The following is a 21255-nucleotide window of genomic DNA, read 5'->3' on the forward strand; positions in this document are numbered from 1 at the left end:
CGAGGCCGCCGAGAAGGCCGGGGCGGCGAACCCGCGCGGCGGCGGCCGCCTCGGCGGGACCCTGGCGGTGCCCGACGCCGACGAGGTGCGCCGCGCCATGGAGCGGTGCCGCGTCCCGGGCGTCGGCCTGGCCCTGCTGCACGGCGGCGAGCTGGTGGCCGTCGAGGCGTACGGCGCGGCGGCCGACGGCGTCCCGCTGACCCCGGCGACGCCGTTCCAGACGGGGTCGCTGAGCAAGCACGTCACGGCCCTGGGCGTGCTGCGCCTGGCCGACGACGGCGTGCTCGACCTGGACGCGGACGTCAACACGTACCTGACGTCCTGGCGGGTGCCGGGCGGCGCGGGCGAACAGCCCGTCACGCTGCGGCAGCTCCTCGGCCACCGCTCGGGCCTGTCGTCCACGCCGGGCAACGGCTTCCACCCGGCCGCGGCGGCGCCCGCGCTGCTCGACCTGCTGCGCGGCACGGCCGACCCGGAGGTGCCGCCGGTGACCCGGGGCGCCGTCCCGGGCAGCGCCTTCCGCAAGGCCAACGCGCACTACGTGGTCGTGCAGCAGGCACTGGAGGACGCCACGGGCGAGCCGTTCGCCGCGCTGATGCGGCGCCTGGTCCTCGACCCGCTCGGCATGCGGGACAGCAGCTTCGCGCAGGACTTCCCGGACCACGCCGGGCAGCCGGTCGCGCTCGGGCACGACGCCGAGGGCCGCGTGCTCGACGGCGGCTGGCGCGTGCGGCCCGACGCGGCGGCGGCCGGGCTGTGGTCGACGCCCGCCGACCTGGCCAAGGTGGCCCTTGAGGTGCGGCGTTCGGCGCTCGGCAGGCCGCTCGCGCTGCTCCGCGAGGACACCGCGGCGCAGTTGCTGGCAGCCGCGCCGGACAGCCTGTACGGGCTCGGCACCGTCGTCGACGTCACCGGCGCCGACACGGAGTTCGGGCACGGCGGCACCCCGACGGGCTACCACGGCGTCTCGCTGGCCGCGCTGCGGTCGGGCACCGGGCTCGTCGTGCTGACCAACGGGGACGGGGGCGAACAGGTGGTCAAGGCCGTCGCGGCGGCCGCCCAGACCGACTGACCGCGCCTCCAGGCCCGGCCGACCGGCACCCCTCCGGTCGGCCGGGCCGCGCTGCGTGGGCCGCGCCGCCCGCGGGCCCGCCGATGCCGCCGCCCGTGCCGCGCGGCCCCCGTACCCGTCGCCGGACCGCCAGCGAAGCACCCGACAAGCACCGACAAGCACCGACAAGCACCCGCCAAGCGCCCGAGACGTACCCGCCGAGACCCGAGCAGCACCCCAGAAGCACCCCAGAAGCACCCGCCAAGCAAGAGAGCCAGGAGCCCACGTGCCTTCGACCACGCCCTCGCCCCCGCCGGCCGTGACCGGGACGGAGCCCGTCCCCCCGCTGCGCCGCAACCGGGACTTCAGGCTGATGTGGACCGGCGCCGGGGCCTCCCTCTTCGGCACGCGGGTCGCCGCCACCGCCTACCCGCTGCTCGTGCTGTGGAGCGGCGGGTCCCCGGCCCAGGCCGGACTCGTGGGGTTCGCCGCGCTGCTGCCGCAGCTCCTCCTGCTGCTGCCCGCCGGGGTCCTGGTGGACCGCTGGGACCGGCGCCGGGTGATGCTCGGCTGCGACCTGGTCGGCCTGGTGAGCATGGCCAGCCTCGTGGTGGCGCTGGCCGGGGGGCGGCTGTGGGTGCACCACGTGATGGCGGCCGCCTTTCTGGAGGGCGCCGCCGTCATCCTCTACCGGCTGGCCGAGCGGGCCGCCGTACGCCACGTCGTGCACCCCGGCCACCTGTCGGCGGCGCTCGCGCAGAACGAGGCGCGCGGGCGGGCCGCGGGGCTGCTGGGCCAGCCGCTCGGCTCGGTCCTGTTCACGGCCTTCCGGTGGCTGCCGTTCGGGGTGGCCGCGCTCACCCACCTGGTGGCGCTGCTCACCCTGTCGGCGATCCGCAAGGACTTCCAGGACACCGACAGGCCGGCGCCGCGCGCCCTGCGCACCGAGATCGCCGAGGGCGTCGCCTGGGTGTGGCGGCAGCGGTTCATGCGCGCGGCGATCCTCCTGGTCGGCGGCAGCAACCTGGCCTTCCAGGTGCTTGCCCTCGCCCTGGTCCTGATCATCAAGGAGGGCGGCTACGAGCCGTACATGGTCGGTGTGCTCGGCCTGCTCGGCGGCGCGGGCGGCGTGCTCGGCGCGATGGCGGCGCCGTGGTTCATGCGCCGCTTCCCCATCCAGGAGATCCTCGTCCTCGCCATGGCCCTGTGGGCGACCCTGATGTGCGCGGTCGGCTTCGTCGGGCACCCGGTGGCGCTCGGCGCGCTCGGCGCGGGCACCAGCGCGGCGGGCGCGCTGCTCAACGTCGCGGCGGGCGTGCACCAGGTGCAGGTCACCCCGGACGCGCTCCAGGGGCGGGTCAGTTCCGTGTTCACCCTCGTCGGCTCCGGCCTGAACTCCCTGGGCGCGCTCCTCGGCGGGGCGCTCCTGGCCGCGTTCGGCACCCGTACGACCGTCCTCGGGGTGTCCATCGGCATGACCGTCCTGACCGCCGTGGCGCTGTCCGCACCCGTCATCAAACGGCCGCCGGAACAGCTTTGACCAGGCACGGAGCCCAGGCCGTCAGCAATGTCTGACGGGGGTATAAAAAACTTCTTACAGGGATGTCAGAGATCGTTGACAGGCCGTCGGGAGGGGCCGTAAGGTTTTTCTTACACGGAAGGGGGCGCGGTGATGAACGTGACCAACGTTCCCGCCCTCACGGGAAACGAGCTGCTCAAGGTCCTGGCGGCGCTGGCGAATCCGCATCGGATGCGCATCGTCGGAGCCCTCTCCGGCGGACGCAACTACGTCAGCAGGCTCGCCCGCGACCTCGGCATGAGCCGCCCACTGCTCCACATGCACCTCCAGCGCCTCGAAGCGGTCGGCCTGGTGTCCGGCTCGCTGGAGGAGACCACGGGCGGACAGACGGTGAAGTACTACGAAGTGTCCCGGTTCGCACTGGACTTGACCCCGGAGAGCATCGCCGAAGCGACCCGGACCCTGACCGACCGGGCCGAGAGCGGACAAGGAAAAGAACGTGAGTGAGGTTGCCCCGATGTCGCCGATGTCCCCGGACTTCCCGACGCCTTCAGTGACCCTCGCCCAGGGCTGGGACAGCGACCCGACCGGCGCCCTCGCCGTCGGCGGCGTGTGCCTGCTCCTGATCGTGGTCGTCTGGCAGATAGCCGCCACCTGGCGGGCGCGGATGCTCGCCGCCCGCGAGGACCAGTACCGCGAGCTGGCGAGGAAGTACGCCCAGCTCCTCGAGGACAACGTCGAGATCCAGCGCCGCACCACCGACGAGCTGACCCAGGCCCGCAAGGCCGTCACGTCGATGGAGCGGATGATGCGCGAGATCGAGTGAGCGCGTGAGCGAGCACTCGCGTGAGCGACGGATCGAGGGACCTCGTGATCGAGGGATCTCGTGCTCTCGCGATCGAGTGAGCGCGTGACACCGGCTCCCTGAGCCGTACGCGGACCGCGCGCCGGGCGGCAACCCGGACGCGCGGCCGAGCCGAGAAGCGCGCTGAAGCGCATGCGCCGTTGTCCCCACCACCCCGGCAAGGCCTAGGAACCGAAGGCCGGGGCGGTCGATGGCGCCTGCGTCGTAGGTCCGACACCTGAACGCACTCCACTGGCAGGAGACACTGTAATGCCCACCCTGGCACCCCCCACGCCGCCGCGGCGGGCGCGGCAGCGCCGCGGTCCGCTCACCGAGCGCCTCGCCGGCTGGTCGGCCCGCAACGCCAAGAAGACCATCGGCGGCTGGCTCCTCCTGGTCGTCCTCGCCGTCCTCGCGGGCGGTGCCGCCGGCAGCGGCGCGAAGACCTCCGACGCCGGCGAGTCCGGCCGCGCCCAGCAGGTGCTGCGCGAGCAGCGGACCGACGAGTCCTACCGCGAGAACGTCCTCGTCGAGGCGGTGGACCGGGACGAGAGGTTCACCGGCAGCCGCGGCCTGGAGGCCGCCGCGAAGGACGTGGCCGCGGCGCTGCGCGGGGCGAAGGGCGCCGCCACGGACGTCGCCTCACCGCTGGACGGCGCCGCCGCGGCGAAGGAGCTGGTCTCCAAGGACGGCCGCTCCGGGCTCGTCACCTTCACCGTCCCCGGCCCGGCGGCCGAGGCCGACGCCCGGCTCGCCGAGGTCACCGCCGAGGTCGAGCGGGTGAAGAAGGCGCACCCCGATGTGCGCGTCGCCATGGCCGGTGACCTGTCCCTGACGAAGGCCGTCAACAAGGCCGCCGACGAGGACCTGGCCCGGGCCGAGACGCTCTCCCTGCCGGTGACGCTGGTCATCCTGGTCCTCGTGTTCGGCGCCCTGGTGGCCGCGACCGTGCCGGTGCTCCTCGCCGCGACCGCGACCCTCGCCGCGCTCGGCCTGCTCGGCCTGGTCGGCACGGTCATCCCCGCCAACAGCACCGTCTCCTCCGTGGTCCTGCTCATCGGCATGGCGGTCGGCGTCGACTACTCGCTGTTCTACCTGCGCCGCGAGCGCGAGGAGCGGGCCGCGGGCAAGCTGCCCCGCGAGGCGCTGCGGATCAGCGCCCGCACCTCCGGCCACGCGGTGGTCGTCTCCGGCATCACGGTCATGCTGTCCATGGCCGGCCTGTTCCTCACCGGCGTCGACGTCTTCAACGGCATGGCGGTCGGCACCATCCTGGTCGTCGGGCTCGCCGTCCTCGGCTCCGTCACGGTCCTGCCCGCCTCGCTCGCGCTGCTCGGCCGCCGGGTCGACGCGCTGCGGGTGCCGTTCCTGGGCCGCTCCCGCACCGCCGCCGGCTCCTCCCGGGCCTGGACGGCGACCGCCCGGGCCGTCGTCCGCCGCCCCCTCGTCCTCGGCGGCATCGCCCTGCTCGCCCTGGCCGCCCTCGCCGTGCCCGCGCTGAACATGAAGCTCAGCCAGCCCGGCCAGATCGACTCCCTGCCGCGCAGCATCGCCGCCGTCGACGCGGGCGTCCGCCTCCAGGAGGCCTTCCCCGGCGGGCCCGCCCCCGCCCAGGTCGTCGTCTGGGGCGAGGGCGCCACCGGCGCCGGCGCCGAGAAGGCCGTCCGGGCGCTGCGGGCCGAGGCGGCCAGGAGCGACCTGCTCGGCGAGCCCGTCACCACCCAGCGCGTCGGCGACGTGCTCAGCGTCAAGGTCCCGCTCGCGGGCAGCGGCACCGACGAGACCTCCACCGAGGCCCTGAAGGCCCTGCGCGAGAAGGCGCTGCCCGCCGCGTTCGCCGGGGCCGGGTCGCTGCACTACGCCGTCACCGGCCAGACCGCGGGCCTGCACGACTTCGCCGAGGTCCTCGACGGCCGCACCCCCTGGGTCATCGGCTTCGTACTCGCCCTCGCGCTGGTGATCCTCGTCGCCGCGTTCCGCGCGCCGCTCGTCGCCGTGGTCTCCGTCCTGCTCAACCTGCTGTCGATCGGCGCCGCGTACGGGGTCGTCGTCCTCGGCTTCCAGAACGGCGGGCTCGCCGGGCCGCTCGGCTTCGACTCCTTCGGCGGCGTCGTCAACTGGCTGCCGCTGTTCATGTTCGTGATCCTGTTCGGCCTGAGCATGGACTACCACGTGTTCATCCTCAGCCGCATCCGCGAGCGCTGGCTGCGCGGCGACAGCGCCCAGCAGGCCGTGGTCGACGGCGTCGGCAGCAGCGCGGGCGTCATCACCAGCGCCGCCGTGGTGATGATCGCGGTGTTCGCGCTCTTCGCGACGCTCTCCGGCATCGACTACAAGATGCTCGGCGTGGGCATGGCCGCCGCCATCGCCATCGACGCCACCCTCGTGCGCGGCGTCCTCTTCCCCGCCGCGCTCGCCCTCCTCGGCGAGCGGGCCTGGGGCAGGCGCCCCGCCCCGGCGGACGACACCGCCACCGGTACGGAGACCGAGACCGCCACGGCTACCGATGCCGCCGCGTCCGACGACCCCGAGGCCACCGGAACCCCTGCGACCACCACCCCCACCGAGGCCGCCGAGCGGACTCCCGCACTGACGAGGAATGCCTGATCATGAAGCGCATGCACCAGAACAGCGCAGCCCGCGCCAGGAAGTTCACCGCGGCCGCCCTCACCGTCTCCGCCGCCGCGCTCGCCCTCACGGCGTGCGACCCCACCGGCGAGGAGAAGAAGACCAGCAGCACCTCGTACGAGATCACCGAGAAGGCCACGGCCCTGGAGGTGACCAGCAAGGGCGGCAACATCACCGTCGCCACCACCGACGGCACCGCCGTCAAGGTCACCGAGACGCTCCGGTACACCGACGGCAAGCCGAAGACCAGCCACTCCGCGACCGGTGGCACCGTCGACCTGACCGACGGCGGCTGCGACTCCGGCGACTGCTCGGTCGACTACCGCCTGGAGATACCCCGCTCCCTGACCGTGACCGCCGAGACCGCCGGCGGCGACGTCAAGGGCGAGGGCCTCGCCGCCGAGATCACCGCCAAGTCCGCGGGCGGCGACATCAGCCTGGCCTTCGCCGCCAGGCCCGAGCGGGTCCTCGCCGACACCGCGGGCGGCAACGTCGAGGTGAAGGTGCCCGGCGGCACGTACGCGGTGACCGCCGAGACCGCCGGCGGCGAGCGCAAGGTCGGCGTGACCCACGACAAGTCCGCGCGCAACGTGATCACGGCGCGCAGCGAGGGCGGCGACGTGACGGTCACCGCCACCTGACCGCGGCCACCGAGCGCGACCCGCGGCGGGGCGGCCCCGCGCGCCTCCGGCCGCACCCTCGGGGGCCGGGCGCCCGGCACCCGGCGCACTGAAAAAATATAGGCCCGGCAGGCACAGTACGGTCCCGGACGGATCTTCCGTCCGGGACTTCGCCGTTCTCGGCCCCGAGCAAAGGGTTCCACGCTCATGACTGTTGCCAACGCCGCCGCGGGCGCGGCCTGGTTCCGGGTGTTCAGGCCCCGGCCCGCCGCGCGCCTGCGCCTGATCTGCTTCCCGCACGCGGGCGGAGCCGCCAGCGCCTTCCACGAGCTGGCCGGGCACGTCCCGGACACCGTCGAGGTGGCGGCCGTGCAGTACCCGGGCCGCCAGGACCGCTTCGGCGAGCCGGTGCCCGACACCCTGGACGAGCTGGCCGCCGAGCTGGCCGGGGCCGTCGCCGCGACCCTGGACCGGCCCACGGCGTTCTTCGGCCACAGCATGGGCGCCACCGTCGCCTTCGAGGTGGCCAGGAAGCTGCGCGCGAGCCACCCCGGCGCGCCCGTGCGGCTGTTCGCCTCGGCGCGCAAGGCCCCGCACGTCGACACCCGCCGGGCGCTGACCTTCGCCGACGACGAGGCCGCCATGGAATACATCCGCGCCCTCGGCGGGGCCGGTGCCCAGCTCCTCGACGAGCCCGAGCTGCGCGAGCTGGTGCTGCCGGTGCTGCGCGCCGACTTCCGGCTCATCGCCGGGCACGCCCACACGCCCGGCGCGCCGCTCGCCTGCCCGGTGACCGTGGTCATCGGCGACGAGGACGCGTCCTGCACGCCCGCGGACGCGCGCGCGTGGGCGCGGCACACCGTCGCGGGCCAGGACACGCACGCGCTGCCCGGCGGCCACTTCTACCTGGAGACCGCGGCCCGGCAGCTCGCCGGCCTCCTCGTCGCGCGCCTCGACGCCGACGTGCCGGGCACGGCCCCGGCGGCCGCGTCCCCCGCCCCGGCCGGAGGCGGCCGATGAGCACCGCGGCGACCAGCCCGTTCGACGACCCCGACGCCACCTTCCTGGTCCTCGTCAACGAGGAGGACCAGCACTCCCTGTGGCCCGCCGCGATCGCCGTACCGGAGGGCTGGACCACCGTCCTCGCCGACGCCGACCGCGCCACGTGCGCCGCGTACGTCGAGGAGCACTGGACGGACCTGCGGCCCCGCTCCTCGCGGGTGTCCCCGGCGGCCTGAACCCCCGCCGCACCCGACCCGCGCCGACCCGCACCGCACCCGGCCCCACACCGCACCGGCCGCACCGCCGCCGGACCGCGCCCCGGCGGGCAGCCGCCCCACCACCCACCGCCGAGCCACCCACCGCCGAGCCACCCACCGCCGAGCCACTCACCAGGGGAAGAAGCACCTTGTCCGAAGCAGCGTCCTTCACCCGTCTCCCGCTGTCCGCGGCGCAGACCGGCATCTGGTTCGCCCACGGGCTCGACCGCACCGGGCACGCCTACACCATCTCCGAGTACCTGGACATCCAGGGCCCCGTGGACCCCGCGCTCTTCGAAGCGGCGTGGCACCGGCTCATGGCCGACTCGGACGCCCTGCGGGTGCACAAGGTGGTGCAGGACCCGGACGGCTCGCTGTGGCAGTGCGTGGGCGAGGAGCCCACCGCCCCGCTCCTGCACCGGGACCTGAGCGGGTGCGCCGACCCCGAGGCCGAGGCGCTGGCCTGGATCCACCGGGACCTGGAGCGCCCCATCGACCTGGCGGTGGGCGGGCTCGGCGCGTTCGCGCTGCTGCGCCTCGCGCCCGACCGGTACTTCTACTACGCGCGCATGCACCACATCGCCATGGACGGCTACGGCGGCTCCCTGGTCTCGCGGAAGATCGCCGCGGAGTACACGGCCCTGGCCGGGGGCGCCCCCGCCGAGGACGGCATCGGGCCGTTCCTGCCGCTGGCCCGGCTGCTCGACGCGGACGCGGAGTACCGCGCGAGCGAGAAGGCCGCCGCCGACCGGGAGTTCTGGCGGGAGCGGCTGCGCGACGCGGCCGAGCCGGTGCGCCTGAGCGACACCATGGCGACCGGCGCGCCGGTGCCCGCCGACCCCGGGGCGGTGTACGTACGCCGCACGGCACACCTCCCCGCGGAGTTCACCGGCGTGCTCGCCACGCGGGCCCGCGAACTCCGCACCCGCTGGCCGCTGCTGCTGATCGCGGTGACCGCGGCCTTCCTGCACCGCGCCACCGGCCGCCGCGAGGTCGTGCTCGGCCTGCCGGTGACCGGCCGCACCACGCCGGAGCTGCGCTCCACGCCCATGCTCTGCTCCAACGTGGTGCCCCTGCACGTCGCGGTGGAGCACGGCGACAGCCTCGCCGACCTCACGCCCCGGGTGTCCCGCGAGGCCCGCGCCGCGCTGAGGCACCAGCTCACCCGGTACGAGGACATCCGCCGGGACCTCGGCCGCGGCGACGGCGAACTCGGCCTGGTGGGACCGGTGGTGAACATCATGGCCTTCGACTACGAGCTGTCCTTCGGCGGCCACCGCGCGGTCACCCACAACCTCGGCCTCGGCCCCGTCGACGACCTGTCCGTCGCCGTGTACGACCGGGGCGACGGCAGCGGCCTGCGCGTCGACGTCGACGGCAACCCGGACCGCTACGCGGGCGCCGACCTCGAAGCCGTCCAGGAGCGCTTCCTGCACTTCCTGCGCCGGGTCGTGGACGCCCCGGACGTCCCGCTGGACACCGTGGACCTGATGCCGGGCGACGAGCTGCGGCGCGTCCTCCACGACTGGAACGACACCGCGCGCCCGCTGCCCTCCGCCGGGCTCGCCGCGCTCTTCGAGGAGCGCGCCGCCCGCACCCCGGACGCGGTCGCGGTCACCGGCGCGGGCCGCGAGCTGACGTACGGCGAGCTCAACGCCCACGCCAACGTCCTCGCGCACCGCCTGCGCGACCTCGGCGCCGGCCGGGAGACCCCGGTCGCGCTGCTCATGGAGCGCTCGGCGGCGGTCGTCGTCGCCGTCCTCGCCGTCCTGAAGACCGGCGGCGCGTACGTGCCGCTGCACCCGGCCTACCCGCCGGAGCGCCGCGCCTTCGTCCTCACCGACACCGGCGCCCCGCTGCTGCTCACCGACCGCCCGGCCGTCGAGGGCCTGCCCGGCGGCGTCCGGGTGGTCCAGGTCCCGGGGGCGCTCCCGGAGCGGCCCGAGGACCCGGGCGACCTCGGCCTCGCCGTCGACCCGGACCAGTTGGCGTACGTGATGTACACGTCGGGCTCCACCGGTACGCCGAAGGGCGTGGCCGTGCCGCAGCGCGAGGTGGCCGCCCTGGCCCTCGACGGCCGCTGGCGGGACGGCTCCCACGAGGCCGTCCTGATGCACGCGCCGCACGCCTTCGACGCCTCCACGTACGAGATGTTCGTACCGCTCCTGAACGGCGGCCGGGTCGTCGTGGCCCCCGCCGAGATCACGCCCGAGTCGCTGCCCGCCCTGGTGCGCGGCCACGGCGTCACGGCGGCGTTCCTGACGGTGGCCCTGTTCAACCTGGTCGCGGCGGAGAACCCGGCGGCCTTCACCGGCATGCGGGCCGTCCTCGCGGGCGGCGACGCCGTGTCCCCGGCCGCGCTGCGCCGGGTGCGCGAGCACTGCCCGGACGTGCGGCTCGGCAACGGCTACGGCCCGACCGAGGCGACCACGTTCGCCACCGTGCACTGGCTGCCGGAGGGGCCCGTCGCGGACGAGCAGCCGATCGGCTCGCCGCTGGACAACACGCAGGTGTTCGTGCTGGACGCGGCGCTGCGCCCGGTGCCCGTGGGCGTCACCGGCGAGCTGTACCTCGCCGGAGCGGGCCTGGCCCGCGGCTACCTCGGCCGGCCCGGTCTGACGGCCGAGCGGTTCGTGCCCAGCCCGTACACCGCCCCCGGCACCCGTATGTACCGCACCGGGGACCTGGCCCGCTGGCGCCCCGACGGCACCCTGGACTACCAGGGCCGCACCGACGCCCAGGTCAAGATCCGCGGCTTCCGCATCGAACTGGGCGACATCGACACCGCCCTGACCACCTGCACCGGCGTCACCCAGGCCGTCACCGTCGTCCACCAGCACGGCGACACCAAGCGCCTCATCGCCTACGTGACCGGTGACAGCGGCTCCGGCGCCGGTGCCGACCTCGACACCGAGGCCGTACGCGAGGAACTCGGCGCGCACCTGCCCGAGTTCATGATCCCGTCCGCGATCGTCCCGCTCGACGCCTTCCCGCTCACCCCGAACGGCAAGATCGACCGCCGTGCCCTGCCCGCACCCCACCAGTCCGCCGCCACCGGCACCGGACGGCCCCCCGCCCCCGGCGCGGAGACCGCCCTCGTGCAGGCCTTCGCCCACGCCCTGGGCCTGGAGCACGTCGGCGTCACCGACAACTTCTTCGACCTCGGCGGCGACAGCATCCTCGCCCTGCGCGCCATCTCCCACGCCCGCCAGGCCGGTTACACCCTCACCGCCCGCGACCTCTTCACCCACCGCACCCCCGAGACCCTCGCCCCCCACACCACGCCCCACATCCCGGACGAGCCCGTGCCGCTCGACGTACCGCTGATCGAGCTCGACGACGACGAGTTCGCCGCGCTGGAGGTCGAGCTCGACCTCGACCTCGACCTCGCGGAGCTCGCCCTGGAAGCCGACCTCGACGCCGAAGGGCCGGACGCGGCCCCCGTGGAAGCAGGGAACTGAACGATGACCAACGTCCGGAAGCTTCCCAAGGGCATCGAGGACCTGCTGCCGCTGACCCCGCTGCAGGAGGGGTTCCTGCTGGTGGCCACGCAGGACGGCCCCGACGGCACCGACGTCTACGCGACCCAGATCCGCCTGGACCTGGAAGGCCCGCTGGACACCCCGGCCCTGCGCGCCGCCGCCGGGGCGCTGCTCGCCCGGCACAGCGGGCTGCGGGCGGGTTTCCGGCACGAGGGCCTGAAGCGTCCCGTCCAGCTCGTGCACGCCCGGGTCGCGCCGGTGGTCGAGGAGTTCGACCTCACCGGCCGCCCCGAGGACGAGCGCGAGGCGGAGGCCGTCCGCCTGGCCGCCGCCGACCGCGCCCGCGGCTTCGACCTGCGCCGGCCGCCGCTGCTGCGGTTCGCGGTGCTGCGCCTCGGCCCCGAGCGGTACCGGCTCGTGCTCACCGCGCACCACATCCTGTGGGACGGCTGGTCCGTGCCCGTGCTGCTGACCGAGCTGTTCACCCTGTACGCCGGGAACGGCGCCGCGCTGCCGCCCGCCGTGCCCTTCCGGTCCTTCCTCGCCTGGCGGGCCGCCCAGGACCGCGACGCCGCCGAGGCGGCGTGGACGCGGGCGCTGGCCGGGCTCGACGAGCCGACGCTGTACGCGCCGGGCGCGGCGGACCTGCCGCCGGTGCTCCAGGAGGAGGCGCGGGCCGCGGTCCCGGCGGCGGTGGTGGAGCGCCTGGCCGCGCTCGGCCGCCCGCACGGCGTCACCCTCAACACCACGGTCCAGTACGCGTGGGCGCTGCTGCTGTCCCGGCTCACCGGCCGCACCGACGTGGTCCTCGGCGGCACCGTCTCGGGCCGCCCGCCGGAGCTGGCGGGCGTCGAGCGCATGGTCGGCATGCTCCTGAACACCCTCCCGGTGCGGGTCCGCGTCGACGACCGGGAGCCGCCCCTGGCCGCCCTCGTCCGGCTCCAGGCCGAGCAGGCCGCGCTCATCGACCACCACCACCTGGGCCTGCCCGAGATCCAGCGCGCCGCGGGCGGCGGCCCCCTGTTCGACACCACCACGGTGTTCCAGAACTTCCCCGTCGACCGCGAGGCGCTGGCCGCGCCCCTGTCCGGCAGCGGGCTGCGCCTGGCCGGGTACGGCGTCGAGGACTCCACGCACTACCCTCTGCGCCTCGCCACGACCCTGGACGGCGGCGGCCTCGACCTGCGCCTCGGCCACCGCCCGGACGTCGTCACCGCCGAGCAGGCCCAGGTGCTGCTGCGGCGCCTCGTCCGCGTGCTCGAAGCCGTCGCGGACCGCCCCGGGACCCCGAGCGGCACCGTCGACGTCCTCGGCGCCGAGGAGCGCGAGCTGCTCTTGGCCACGTGGAACGACACGGCGGCCCCGCTGCCCGGGACCACCCTGATCGCCCGCTTCGAGGAGCGCGCCGACCAGGTGCCGGACACCACCGCCGTCGTCTTCGAGGGCGCCGCGCTCAGCTACCGCGAGCTCGACGCGCGCGCGAACCGACTCGCCCGGCGGCTGCTCGCCGAGGGCGCGGGCCCGGACCGCCTGGTGGCGGTGGCGGTGCCCCGCAGCCTCGACCTGGTCGTCGCGCTGTACGCGGTCCTGAAGACCGGCGCGGCGTATCTGCCCGTGGACCCGGACTACCCGGCGGCGCGCATCGCGCAGATCCTGGAGGACGGCCGCCCGGTGTGCACGCTCACCACGGCCGCGGCCGCCGCCGCGCTGCCCGCCGACGGCCCCGTCCTGCACCTGGACGCCCTGGACCTGTCGGCGTACGCGGACGACCGGCTCACCGGCGGCGAGCGGCGCCCGGCGGGCCCCGCCGACACCGCGTACGTCATCTTCACGTCGGGGTCGACGGGCCGCCCCAAGGGCGTGGCCGTGCCGCACCGCGGCATCGTCAACCGCCTGGCCTGGATGCAGGACCGCTACCGGCTCACCGCGGGCGAGCGCGTCCTGCAGAAGACGCCCGCCGGGTTCGACGTGTCCGTGTGGGAGTTCTTCTGGCCGCTCCTGGAGGGCGCCACGCTCGTCGTGGCCCGGCCCGAGGGCCACCGCGACCCCGCGTACCTCGCCGGACTGATCCAGCGGGAGCGCGTCACCACCGTGCACTTCGTGCCGTCCATGCTGGCCGCGTTCCTCGCCGAGCCCGCCGCGGCCCGCTGCACCGGCCTGCGCCGGGTGGTGTGCAGCGGCGAGGCGCTCTCCCCGGAGACGCAGCGGCAGTTCTTCCTGACGCTGCCGGACGTGGAGCTGCACAACCTGTACGGGCCCACCGAGGCGTCCGTGGACATCACGGCCTGGCAGTGCCGCGCGGCGGACGGCACCGCGTCCGTGCCGATCGGCGCGCCCATCGCCAACAGCCAGGTGTTCGTGCTGGACGCGGCGCTGCGCCCGGTGCCCGTGGGCGTCACCGGCGAGCTGTACCTCGCCGGAGCAGGCCTGGCCCGCGGCTACCTGGGGCGCCCCGCCCTGACGGCCGAGCGCTTCACCGCCAGCCCCTACACCGCCCCCGGCACCCGCATGTACCGCACCGGGGACCTGGCCCGCTGGCGCCCCGACGGCACCCTCGACTACCAGGGCCGCACCGACGCCCAGGTGAAGATCCGCGGCTTCCGCATCGAACTGGGCGACATCGACACCGCCCTGACCACCTGCGCCGGCGTCACCCAGGCCGTCACCGTCGTCCACCAGCACGGCGACACCAAGCGCCTCGTCGCCTACGTCACCGGGGCCGAGGCCGACCCGGAGGCCGTACGCGCCGAACTGGCGGCGCAGCTCCCGGAGTTCATGGTTCCCGCCACGATCATCCCGCTCGCCTCCCTCCCGCTCACGCCCAACGGCAAGATCGACCGGCGTGCCCTGCCCGCACCCGTCCAGTCCGCCGCCACCGGCACCGGACGGCCCCCCGCCCCCGGCGCGGAGACCGCCCTCGTCCACGCCTTCGCCCACGCCCTGGGCCTGGAGCACGTCGCCGTCACCGACAACTTCTTCGACCTCGGCGGCGACAGCATCCTCGCCCTCCGGGTCATCTCCCACGCCCGCCAGGCCGGTTACACCCTCACCGCCCGCGACCTCTTCACCCACCGCACCCCCGAAACCCTCGCCCCCCACACCACGCCCGTCACGGACGGCACCCCCGTGGAGGCGCCTGGCGCGGGGCTCGGCCGGGCGCCGCTCTCCCCGCTGGCGCTGGCCCTGGTCGAGGGCGGGGGCTCCTTCGCCGGGTTCCACCAGGCCGTGCTCGTCGAACTTCCGGACGACGTACGGCCCTTGAGTGACGAGGTGCTCGTGGCGGCGCTGCGGGACCTCGTCGACCGGCACGACCTGCTGCGCGCCCGGCTCGTCCACGACGGGACCGGTCCCTCGTACGACATCCCGGCACCGGGCGCCGTCGACCCCGGCCCCTGGCTCACCCGGGTCCGGCTCGCCCCCGGCGCCGACCCGGACACCGAGGTCACCGCGGTCGCCGAGGCCGCCCGCGACCGGCTCGACCCCGCCCGGGGCGTCACGCTCCAGGCCGTGCGCCTCACCGGCCTGCCCGCCGGGGCGCCGGACCGGCTCCTGCTCTGCGTGCACCACCTGATGGTCGACGGGGTGTCCTGGCGCGCCCTGCTGCCCGACCTGGCCGAGGCGCTGCGGGCCCGCGCCGCCGGGGCCGCCCCGGACCTCGCGCCCGTCCCGGTGTCCTACCGCACCTGGGCCCGCGACGCCCACCGGCGGGCCCGCACGGGCGCCCACCGGGACCACGCCGGCCACTGGGCCGCGGTGCTCGGCACGGCCGACCCGCTGATCGGCTCCCGGCCGCTCGACCCGGCCGGCGACACCGCGGCCACCGCGTCCCACCTGCGCGTGGTGGTGCCCGCCGAGGTCGCCGACGACCTGCTGGGCCCGGTGGCCGCCGCGTTCCACGCCGGGCCCGACGCCATGCTGCTCACCGCGCTCGCCCGCGCCGTCACCGCCTGGAGGGCCCGCACCGGGGCCGCGTCCGGCGACGACGCGGTGCTCGTGGACGTCGAGAGCCACGGCCGGGACGGCGCGTACGACCTGGCGCGCACGGTCGGCTGGTTCACCGACGTGCACCCGGTGCGCCTGACCGCGGCCGGGCCCGACCCGGCGCGGGCCGTGAAGCGGGTCAAGGAGCAGCTCCGCGCGGCCCCCGCCGCCGGGTTCGGTGCGCTGCGCCGGCTCGACCCCGAGACCCGTGACGCCCTGGCGGCCCTGCCCGCGCCGCAGATCCTCTTCAACTACCTGGGCCGGATCGGCGAGGAGAGCGCGGGCGGCCTGCGCCTGGTGGCCACCGACGCGCTGCCGCACGGCGCCGACCCCGCGATGGCGGTCCGCCACGCCCTGGAGGTGAACGTCCAGGCCCGCCCCACCTCGCGCGGCACCGAGCTGCACGCGGTGTGGACCACGCCGGACGGTGTCCTCACGCCCGCCCGGGCGGCGGAGCTCGCCGCGCTGTGGACGGACGCGCTGCGGGAGCTGGCCGCCCTGGCCGGGAAGCCGGGCGCGGGCGGGCGGACCCCGGGCGACCTGCCGCTCCTCGCCCTGACCCAGGAGGAGATCGAGCACGTGGAGGCCCTGGTGCCGGCGGCGGAGGACATCCTGCCCGTCACGGCGCTCCAGGAGGGCTTCCTGTTCCACGCCGCCGAGGCGGGCCAGGACGGGGACGCGGGCGTCGACGTCTACACCACCCAGGTCCGCCTCGACCTGGAGGGCACCCTGGACGCGGCCGCCCTGCTCACCGCGGCCGAGCGCCTGGTCGCCCGGCACCCGGGGCTGCGCGCGGGCTACCACCACCTGGAGTCGGGTCCTGCCGTGCAGGTCGTCCACCGCGAGGTCCTGGTGCCGTTCTCCGAGTGCGACCTGTCGCACCTGGCCGAGGACGCGCGGCTGAAGGAGGCCGACCGGATCGCGGAGCAGGAGCGCGTGCGCCGCTTCGACCTGACCCGGCCGCCGCTGCTGCGCCTGGTGCTGCTCCGCTTCGGCCCCGGGCACCACCGCCTGGTCCTCACCGGGCACCACATCGCCTGGGACGGCTGGTCGACGCCGCTGCTCGTCGAGGAGCTGTTCGCCCTGTGGTCGGACCCCGCCGGCCGGGGCCTGCCGCGGCCGGTGCCGCACCGGGCCCACCTGGAGTGGCTCGCCGGGCGCGGCACCCGGGACGCCGAGGCCGCCTGGGCGGAGCACCTGCGCGGCCTCGCCGGGCCGCTGCTGATCGCGCCGGAGGCCGCGGAGCTGCCCGCCCGGCTCCAGGAGCAGGCGGTGCGCGAGCTGGACGCGGACCTGGTGCGCCGCGTCACCGAGCCGCTGCGCTCGCACGGCGTGACCTTGAACACCGTGGTGGAGACGGTCTGGGCGCTGGTCCTGGCCCGGGCGACCGGGCGCGACGACGTCGTCTTCGGCACCACGGTGTCGGGTCGCCCGCCGGAGCTGCCGGGCGCGGACCGGATGGTCGGGCTCTTCGTCAACACCGTTCCGGTTCGCGTGCGACTGCACAGCGACGACACGCTCCTCGAGGCGCTGTGCCGGGTCCAGGAGGAGCAGACGGGCCTGCTCGGCCACCAGCACCTGGGCCTGGCCCAGGTGCAGCGGATCGCGGGCACGGGCCAGCTCTTCGACACCACCACGATGCTCGTGAACTACCCCTACGACCTTGACGATCTGTCAGCACGGCTGCGGGGCCCGCGGCTCACCGGCATCGGCGTCGACGACGCCACCCACTACCCCCTGCGGCTCGTCGCGGTGCCCCAGCCCGGCGGCGGCCTGACCGTGCGCCTCGGCCACCGCCCGGATATTTGCTCCCGCAACACAGTGGAGGACTATCTCGACCGTACGGTTTCGGCCTTCCGGGCCCTGGCGGACGATCTGACGGCCCGGGTGCACCAGGTCGATTTGCTGGGCGGCGAGGAGAAAACGACGCTGCTCATGCAGTGGGGAGGCTACTGAGCGGTCACTTGGGCGGGGTTTCCGGCCCCGGCCCCGCCCGGCGCCCACCACGTGACACTCGGCCACCCGAGATCACGAGAAGATGAACCCTGGCTGTGGGTTTCCCCGGCTTCTTTGCACTCGCCGTCGCGCATCACGCAGAATGACGGCGAGATCTGGAGGCTAGGGGAGCCTCAGGGGGGAGGTCTTCGTGTCGTGCTCGCTGTCCTTCGGCCTGCTCGGACCGCTGGAGGTGCACGCGGACGGGCACCGCGTACCCATCGGCAGCGCGCGGCAACGGGCGGTCCTGGTGATGCTGCTGCTCCACCGCGACCGCGTGGTCTCCGTGAGCACGCTCATCGCCGCGGTCTGGCCGGACCAGCCGCCGGCCACGGCCCGCAACCAGATCGCCATCTGCGTCGCCGCCCTGCGCAAGACCTTCCGTGAGACCGCGGGCGTCACCGACCTCATCGACACCGTCCACCCCGGCTACCGGCTCAACGCCACCGGCCACCGCGTCGACGTCGGCGAGCTGTCCGACGCCCTCGCCGAGGCCCGCAGGGCGGCGGCCGACGAGCGCCTCGCCGCGGCCGCCTGCCACTTCGAGCGGGCCCTGACCCTGTGGCGCGGCACCGCCCTGGACGGCCTGTCGGGCGGCGCCATCGACCACGAGACCGCCCGCCTCGCCGAGTCCTGGCTGAGCCTGAACGAGGAGTACGCGGCCGTCCTGCTGCGCCTCGGCGAGCACCGGGCGGTGGTGGTCAGGCTCACCGCGTTCGTCGCCGAGCACCCGCTGCGGGAGGAGGCCCGGCTGCTGCTGATGCGCGCCCACCACCTGGCCGGCCAGCGGGCCGAGGCCCTTGAGGTGTACCGGCAGGGGCGGCGCGCCCTCGCCGAGGAGCTCGGCATCGAGCCGGGCGCCGCGCTGCGGGAGCTGCACAACCGGATCCTCCAGGACACCGCGGGCCGGCGCGCGACCCGGCCCGCCCGCCCGGCGCCCGCCCCGGCCGTGACCGGCGCCGCCCCCGGCGGGGCCGCCGCACCCGCCTACGCCACCGGCACGGCCCTGACCGCCACCGGCCTGCTGGAGCCCGAGCCCGCGTGGGCCGCCCGCGCCGTCCCGGCCCAGCTCCCGCTGCCGCCCGCGTCGTTCACCGCGCGCACCCGCGAGATCGAGGCCCTGGACGGCCTGCTGCCGGGGCGCCGCAAGCCGGGCACGGTCGGCATCGCGGTCGTCTCCGGGCGCGGCGGCGTCGGCAAGAGCTCACTCGCCGTGTACTGGGCCAACCGCGTCGCCGACCAGTTCCCCGACGGCCAGCTCTTCATCGACGTACGCGGCTACCACGAGCACGACCAGCCCGTGACGCCCATGTCCGTCCTCGACCAGAGCCTGCGCGCGCTCGGCGTGCCCAGCGCCCACATCCCCGCCACGCTGCCCGAGTGCGCCGCGCTGTACCGCAGCATGCTCGACGGCAAGCGGATCCTCGTCGTCCTGGACGACGTCAGCTCCTACGCCCAGGTCAAGACGTTGCTGCCGGGCCTCGGCGACTGCTGCGTCCTGATCACGGGGCGGGACTCGCTGGACGAGCTCACCGCCGAGTTCGCGGCGCTGCGCATCGACCTCAAGGGCCTCGGCCGGAGCGAGGCCGTCGACATGCTCACCGCCGCCGTCGGCCCCGAGCGCGTACGGGCCGAACCCGACGAGGCCGCCCAGCTCGCCGACCTCTGCGACCGGCTGCCGCTGGCCCTGCGCATCGCGGCCACCCGGCTCGCCACCCGCCCGCACTGGACGCTGCGCCACCTAGTCACCCAACTGGAGGACCGGCGCCGCCGCCTGGACATGCTCAGCCCCAACGACGGCGGGGTGCGGGCCAGCTTCTGGATGAGCTACCGCGAACTGCCCACGTCCGCCGCCCGGCTCTACCGCCTCCTCGGCCTGCTCACCGCGCCGGACTTCGCCGCCTGGACCGGCGCGGCGCTGCTCGGCGTCGGCCCGCACGAGGCCGAGGAGCTGATCGAGCAGCTCGTGGAGGCCCAGCTCCTCGAGGTCTGCCCGGTCCGCCCCGGGCGGCCCACCCGCTACCGCTTCCAGGACCTGCTGCGGCTGTACGCGGTGGAGCGCTCGGCCGTCGAGGACCCGGCGGCCGCCCGGGAGGCCGCCCTGGACCGGGTCTTCACCGCGGCCGCGGGCCTCGCCGCTGCCGCGCACGAGAAGCTGTACGGCAAGGGCGCGGTCACCGCGGGACCCCAGGCGCCGCTCCCCGCCGACCTGTGGCTGCACGGGCTGCTCGCCGACCCGCTGGAGTGGTTCGACGCGGAGCGCGAGACGCTCGTCGCCCTGGTCACGCACGCCGCGCAGACCGGCCGCGCGGAGTACGCCTGGAGCCTGGCCGCCTACACGGTGCCGCTCTTCGAGACGCGCAACTACCACGAGGACTGGCAGCGCACCGCCGAGAGCGCGCTCGCCGCGAGCCGCCAGGCGGGCGACGCCCTGGGCGAGGGCACCATGCTGCGCTCGCTGGGCACCCTCGCCATCTACCGCCGCCGCTACCAGGAGGCGCAGGCCCTGCTGACCGACGCCCTGCGGGTCCTGGACGGCGTCGGCGACCAGCAGGGCCTGGCCATGGTGCTGCGCAACCTCGCGCTGTGCGCGCGCTTCCACGGCGACCTGGCCGGGGCGGCCCGCCACTGCGACGACGCCCTGGAGGCCTTCGCCCGCACCGACGACCTCTCCGGCCGGGCCCACGCCCTGGGGCTGCTCGCCCAGATCGAGCTGGAGCGCGGCAACAGCGAGCGCGGCATCGAGCTGTGCCGCAAGGCCGTCGAGGCCAGCGACGAGGCCGGGTCGCCGCGCGGCAAGGCGCAGAACATCTACCGCCTGGCCGAGGCGCTGCTGTGCGTCGGCGTGCCCCAGCAGGCGGAGGACGCCTGCCGGAACGTGATCGCGCTGACCCGCCGCCAGGGCGACCGGCTCGGCGAGGTGTACGGCCTGCGCGCGCTGGGCGAGGCCCTGTGGCGGCAGAACCTCCCCTACAAGGCGGAGGCCGCGCTCACCGAGGCCCTCGCCGCGTCCGAAGGCCTGGGAGATACGTTTCTCCAGGCGCGGATCGAGACCGACCTGGCCTGCGCCGAGGCCCTGCGGGGCGACCGCTTGGCGGCGCAGCGGCTGCGGCGGGCCCACGAGTCCTTCGGCCGGCTCGCCGCGCCGTCCTGGCAGCGGCGCACCGAGCGGCTCCTAAAGGCGCTGTCCGCCGACGGGAGCGAGCCGCGCCCGGCCGCGCTCACCCGGGCCCTGGAGACCGCGAGCGGCTGACACCCGTCGCGCCGCCGGCCGCGGGCGGGCCGCCCGCGCCACGAGGCACGCACCGTGCGCGCCCGTTCCGTCCCTCGCCGACCGGGGGCCGTGCGCCGGACCCCACGGCAGCTCCCCGAGCCGGGAGCCGCACCCCCAAGGGCACCGCGGCTCCCCGGCCGCCGTGCCCGGGGACCGCACTCCCGAGACCCACCTCGACTCTCCGGCCCCCGCACCCCCGAGGCCCACCGCGGTTCCCCGGCCCCCGCGCCGGGGGCCCGCGCCCCTACGTCCACGGCAGGTCCTTGGGCCCCCACGGCCGTACGCCTAAGTCCACGGCAGGTCCTTCGGGTCCCACGGTGCTGTTCCCACTTCGCCTAACTCCACGACAGATCTCGCGGCCCCCGTCCCCGTACGCCTAGGTCCACGGCAGGTCGCCGAACGCCTGGGCCGCGGACGGCGCGGCGTCGGCGTCCGCGCTCACGTGCGCCTGCGCCGACACCGACGCCGGTGCCACCGTCCAGGGCAGGTCGCCGAGGCGCGCTTCCTTGGCCCCCGCCGACCCGCCGAGCAGCAGGACCTGCGCACAGGCCGCACCGACAAGGACGGTCAGGATGGTACGAGGCTTGTTCATGCCGAAGTCT

General features: G+C 75.5%; 12 protein-coding genes. 11 read left to right on the forward strand and 1 reads right to left on the reverse strand.

Annotation, left to right across the window (positions count from 1 at the left end):
- From IE330_RS25780 to IE330_RS25830, 11 genes are all read left to right on the forward strand, one after another.
- Positions 1–1072, forward strand: a 1072-nt coding sequence (locus tag IE330_RS25780; RefSeq protein WP_190138512.1) for a serine hydrolase domain-containing protein, incomplete at its 5' end; no start/stop codon positions are given.
- A gap of 265 nt (positions 1073–1337) precedes the next feature.
- Positions 1338–2591 (forward strand): MFS transporter, encoded by a 1254-nt coding sequence (locus IE330_RS25785; RefSeq protein WP_229925925.1) that lies wholly within the window; start codon positions 1338–1340, stop codon positions 2589–2591.
- A gap of 132 nt (positions 2592–2723) precedes the next feature.
- The gene (locus tag IE330_RS25790) at positions 2724–3077 is read left to right on the forward strand and encodes an ArsR/SmtB family transcription factor (RefSeq protein ID WP_190138513.1); all 354 of its coding nucleotides are present in this window, start codon (positions 2724–2726) and stop codon (positions 3075–3077) included.
- A gap of 19 nt (positions 3078–3096) precedes the next feature.
- Positions 3097–3396 carry a hypothetical protein gene (locus tag IE330_RS25795; protein WP_190138527.1) on the forward strand — a complete coding sequence of 100 codons (300 nt, stop codon included), beginning with the start codon at positions 3097–3099 and terminating at the stop codon, positions 3394–3396.
- Positions 3397–3684: 288 nt separating this feature from the next.
- The gene (locus tag IE330_RS25800; protein ID WP_229925926.1) at positions 3685–6021 is read left to right on the forward strand and encodes an MMPL family transporter; all 2337 of its coding nucleotides are present in this window, start codon (positions 3685–3687) and stop codon (positions 6019–6021) included.
- A gap of 2 nt (positions 6022–6023) precedes the next feature.
- Positions 6024–6683 carry a DUF4097 family beta strand repeat-containing protein gene (locus tag IE330_RS25805; protein ID WP_190138514.1) on the forward strand — a complete coding sequence of 220 codons (660 nt, stop codon included), beginning with the start codon at positions 6024–6026 and terminating at the stop codon, positions 6681–6683.
- 186 nt (positions 6684–6869) lie between these two features.
- A complete protein-coding gene (locus IE330_RS25810) occupies positions 6870–7682 on the forward strand; it encodes a thioesterase II family protein (RefSeq protein WP_190138515.1) in 813 nt (270 codons plus the stop codon).
- A complete protein-coding gene (locus IE330_RS25815; RefSeq protein WP_190138516.1) occupies positions 7679–7900 on the forward strand; it encodes an MbtH family protein in 222 nt (73 codons plus the stop codon). The genes IE330_RS25810 and IE330_RS25815 overlap by 4 nt, the downstream gene beginning before the upstream one ends.
- A gap of 170 nt (positions 7901–8070) precedes the next feature.
- On the forward strand, positions 8071–11382 hold the full coding sequence (locus IE330_RS25820) for a non-ribosomal peptide synthetase (RefSeq protein WP_190138517.1): 3312 nt from the start codon (positions 8071–8073) through the stop codon (positions 11380–11382).
- A 3-nt stretch (positions 11383–11385) separates the two neighbouring features.
- Positions 11386–17340 carry a non-ribosomal peptide synthetase gene (locus IE330_RS25825; protein WP_190138518.1) on the forward strand — a complete coding sequence of 1985 codons (5955 nt, stop codon included), beginning with the start codon at positions 11386–11388 and terminating at the stop codon, positions 17338–17340.
- Positions 17341–17530: 190 nt separating this feature from the next.
- On the forward strand, positions 17531–20632 hold the full coding sequence (locus IE330_RS25830) for an AfsR/SARP family transcriptional regulator (RefSeq protein ID WP_190138519.1): 3102 nt from the start codon (positions 17531–17533) through the stop codon (positions 20630–20632).
- A gap of 397 nt (positions 20633–21029) precedes the next feature.
- Here the strand turns inward: IE330_RS25830 and IE330_RS25835 are convergent, their stop codons facing one another.
- Positions 21030–21245 (reverse strand): hypothetical protein, encoded by a 216-nt coding sequence (locus IE330_RS25835; protein WP_190138520.1) that lies wholly within the window; start codon positions 21243–21245, stop codon positions 21030–21032.
- Positions 21246–21255 lie beyond the last annotated feature (10 nt).

Origin of the sequence: Streptomyces longispororuber (assembly GCF_014656095.1) — a bacterium.
GTDB lineage: Bacteria > Actinomycetota > Actinomycetes > Streptomycetales > Streptomycetaceae > Streptomyces > Streptomyces longispororuber.

Coding starts and splice junctions, on each gene's coding strand:
- IE330_RS25805 (WP_190138514.1), top strand. CDS start 6,024: ATGAAGCGCATGCACCAGAACAGCGCAGCCCGCGCCAGGAAGTTCACC.
- IE330_RS25800 (WP_229925926.1), top strand. CDS start 3,685: ATGCCCACCCTGGCACCCCCCACGCCGCCGCGGCGGGCGCGGCAGCGC.
- IE330_RS25795 (WP_190138527.1), top strand. CDS start 3,097: ATGTCCCCGGACTTCCCGACGCCTTCAGTGACCCTCGCCCAGGGCTGG.
- IE330_RS25825 (WP_190138518.1), top strand. CDS start 11,386: ATGACCAACGTCCGGAAGCTTCCCAAGGGCATCGAGGACCTGCTGCCG.
- IE330_RS25790 (WP_190138513.1), top strand. CDS start 2,724: ATGAACGTGACCAACGTTCCCGCCCTCACGGGAAACGAGCTGCTCAAG.
- IE330_RS25815 (WP_190138516.1), top strand. CDS start 7,679: ATGAGCACCGCGGCGACCAGCCCGTTCGACGACCCCGACGCCACCTTC.
- IE330_RS25835 (WP_190138520.1), bottom strand. CDS start 21,245: ATGAACAAGCCTCGTACCATCCTGACCGTCCTTGTCGGTGCGGCCTGT.
- IE330_RS25810 (WP_190138515.1), top strand. CDS start 6,870: ATGACTGTTGCCAACGCCGCCGCGGGCGCGGCCTGGTTCCGGGTGTTC.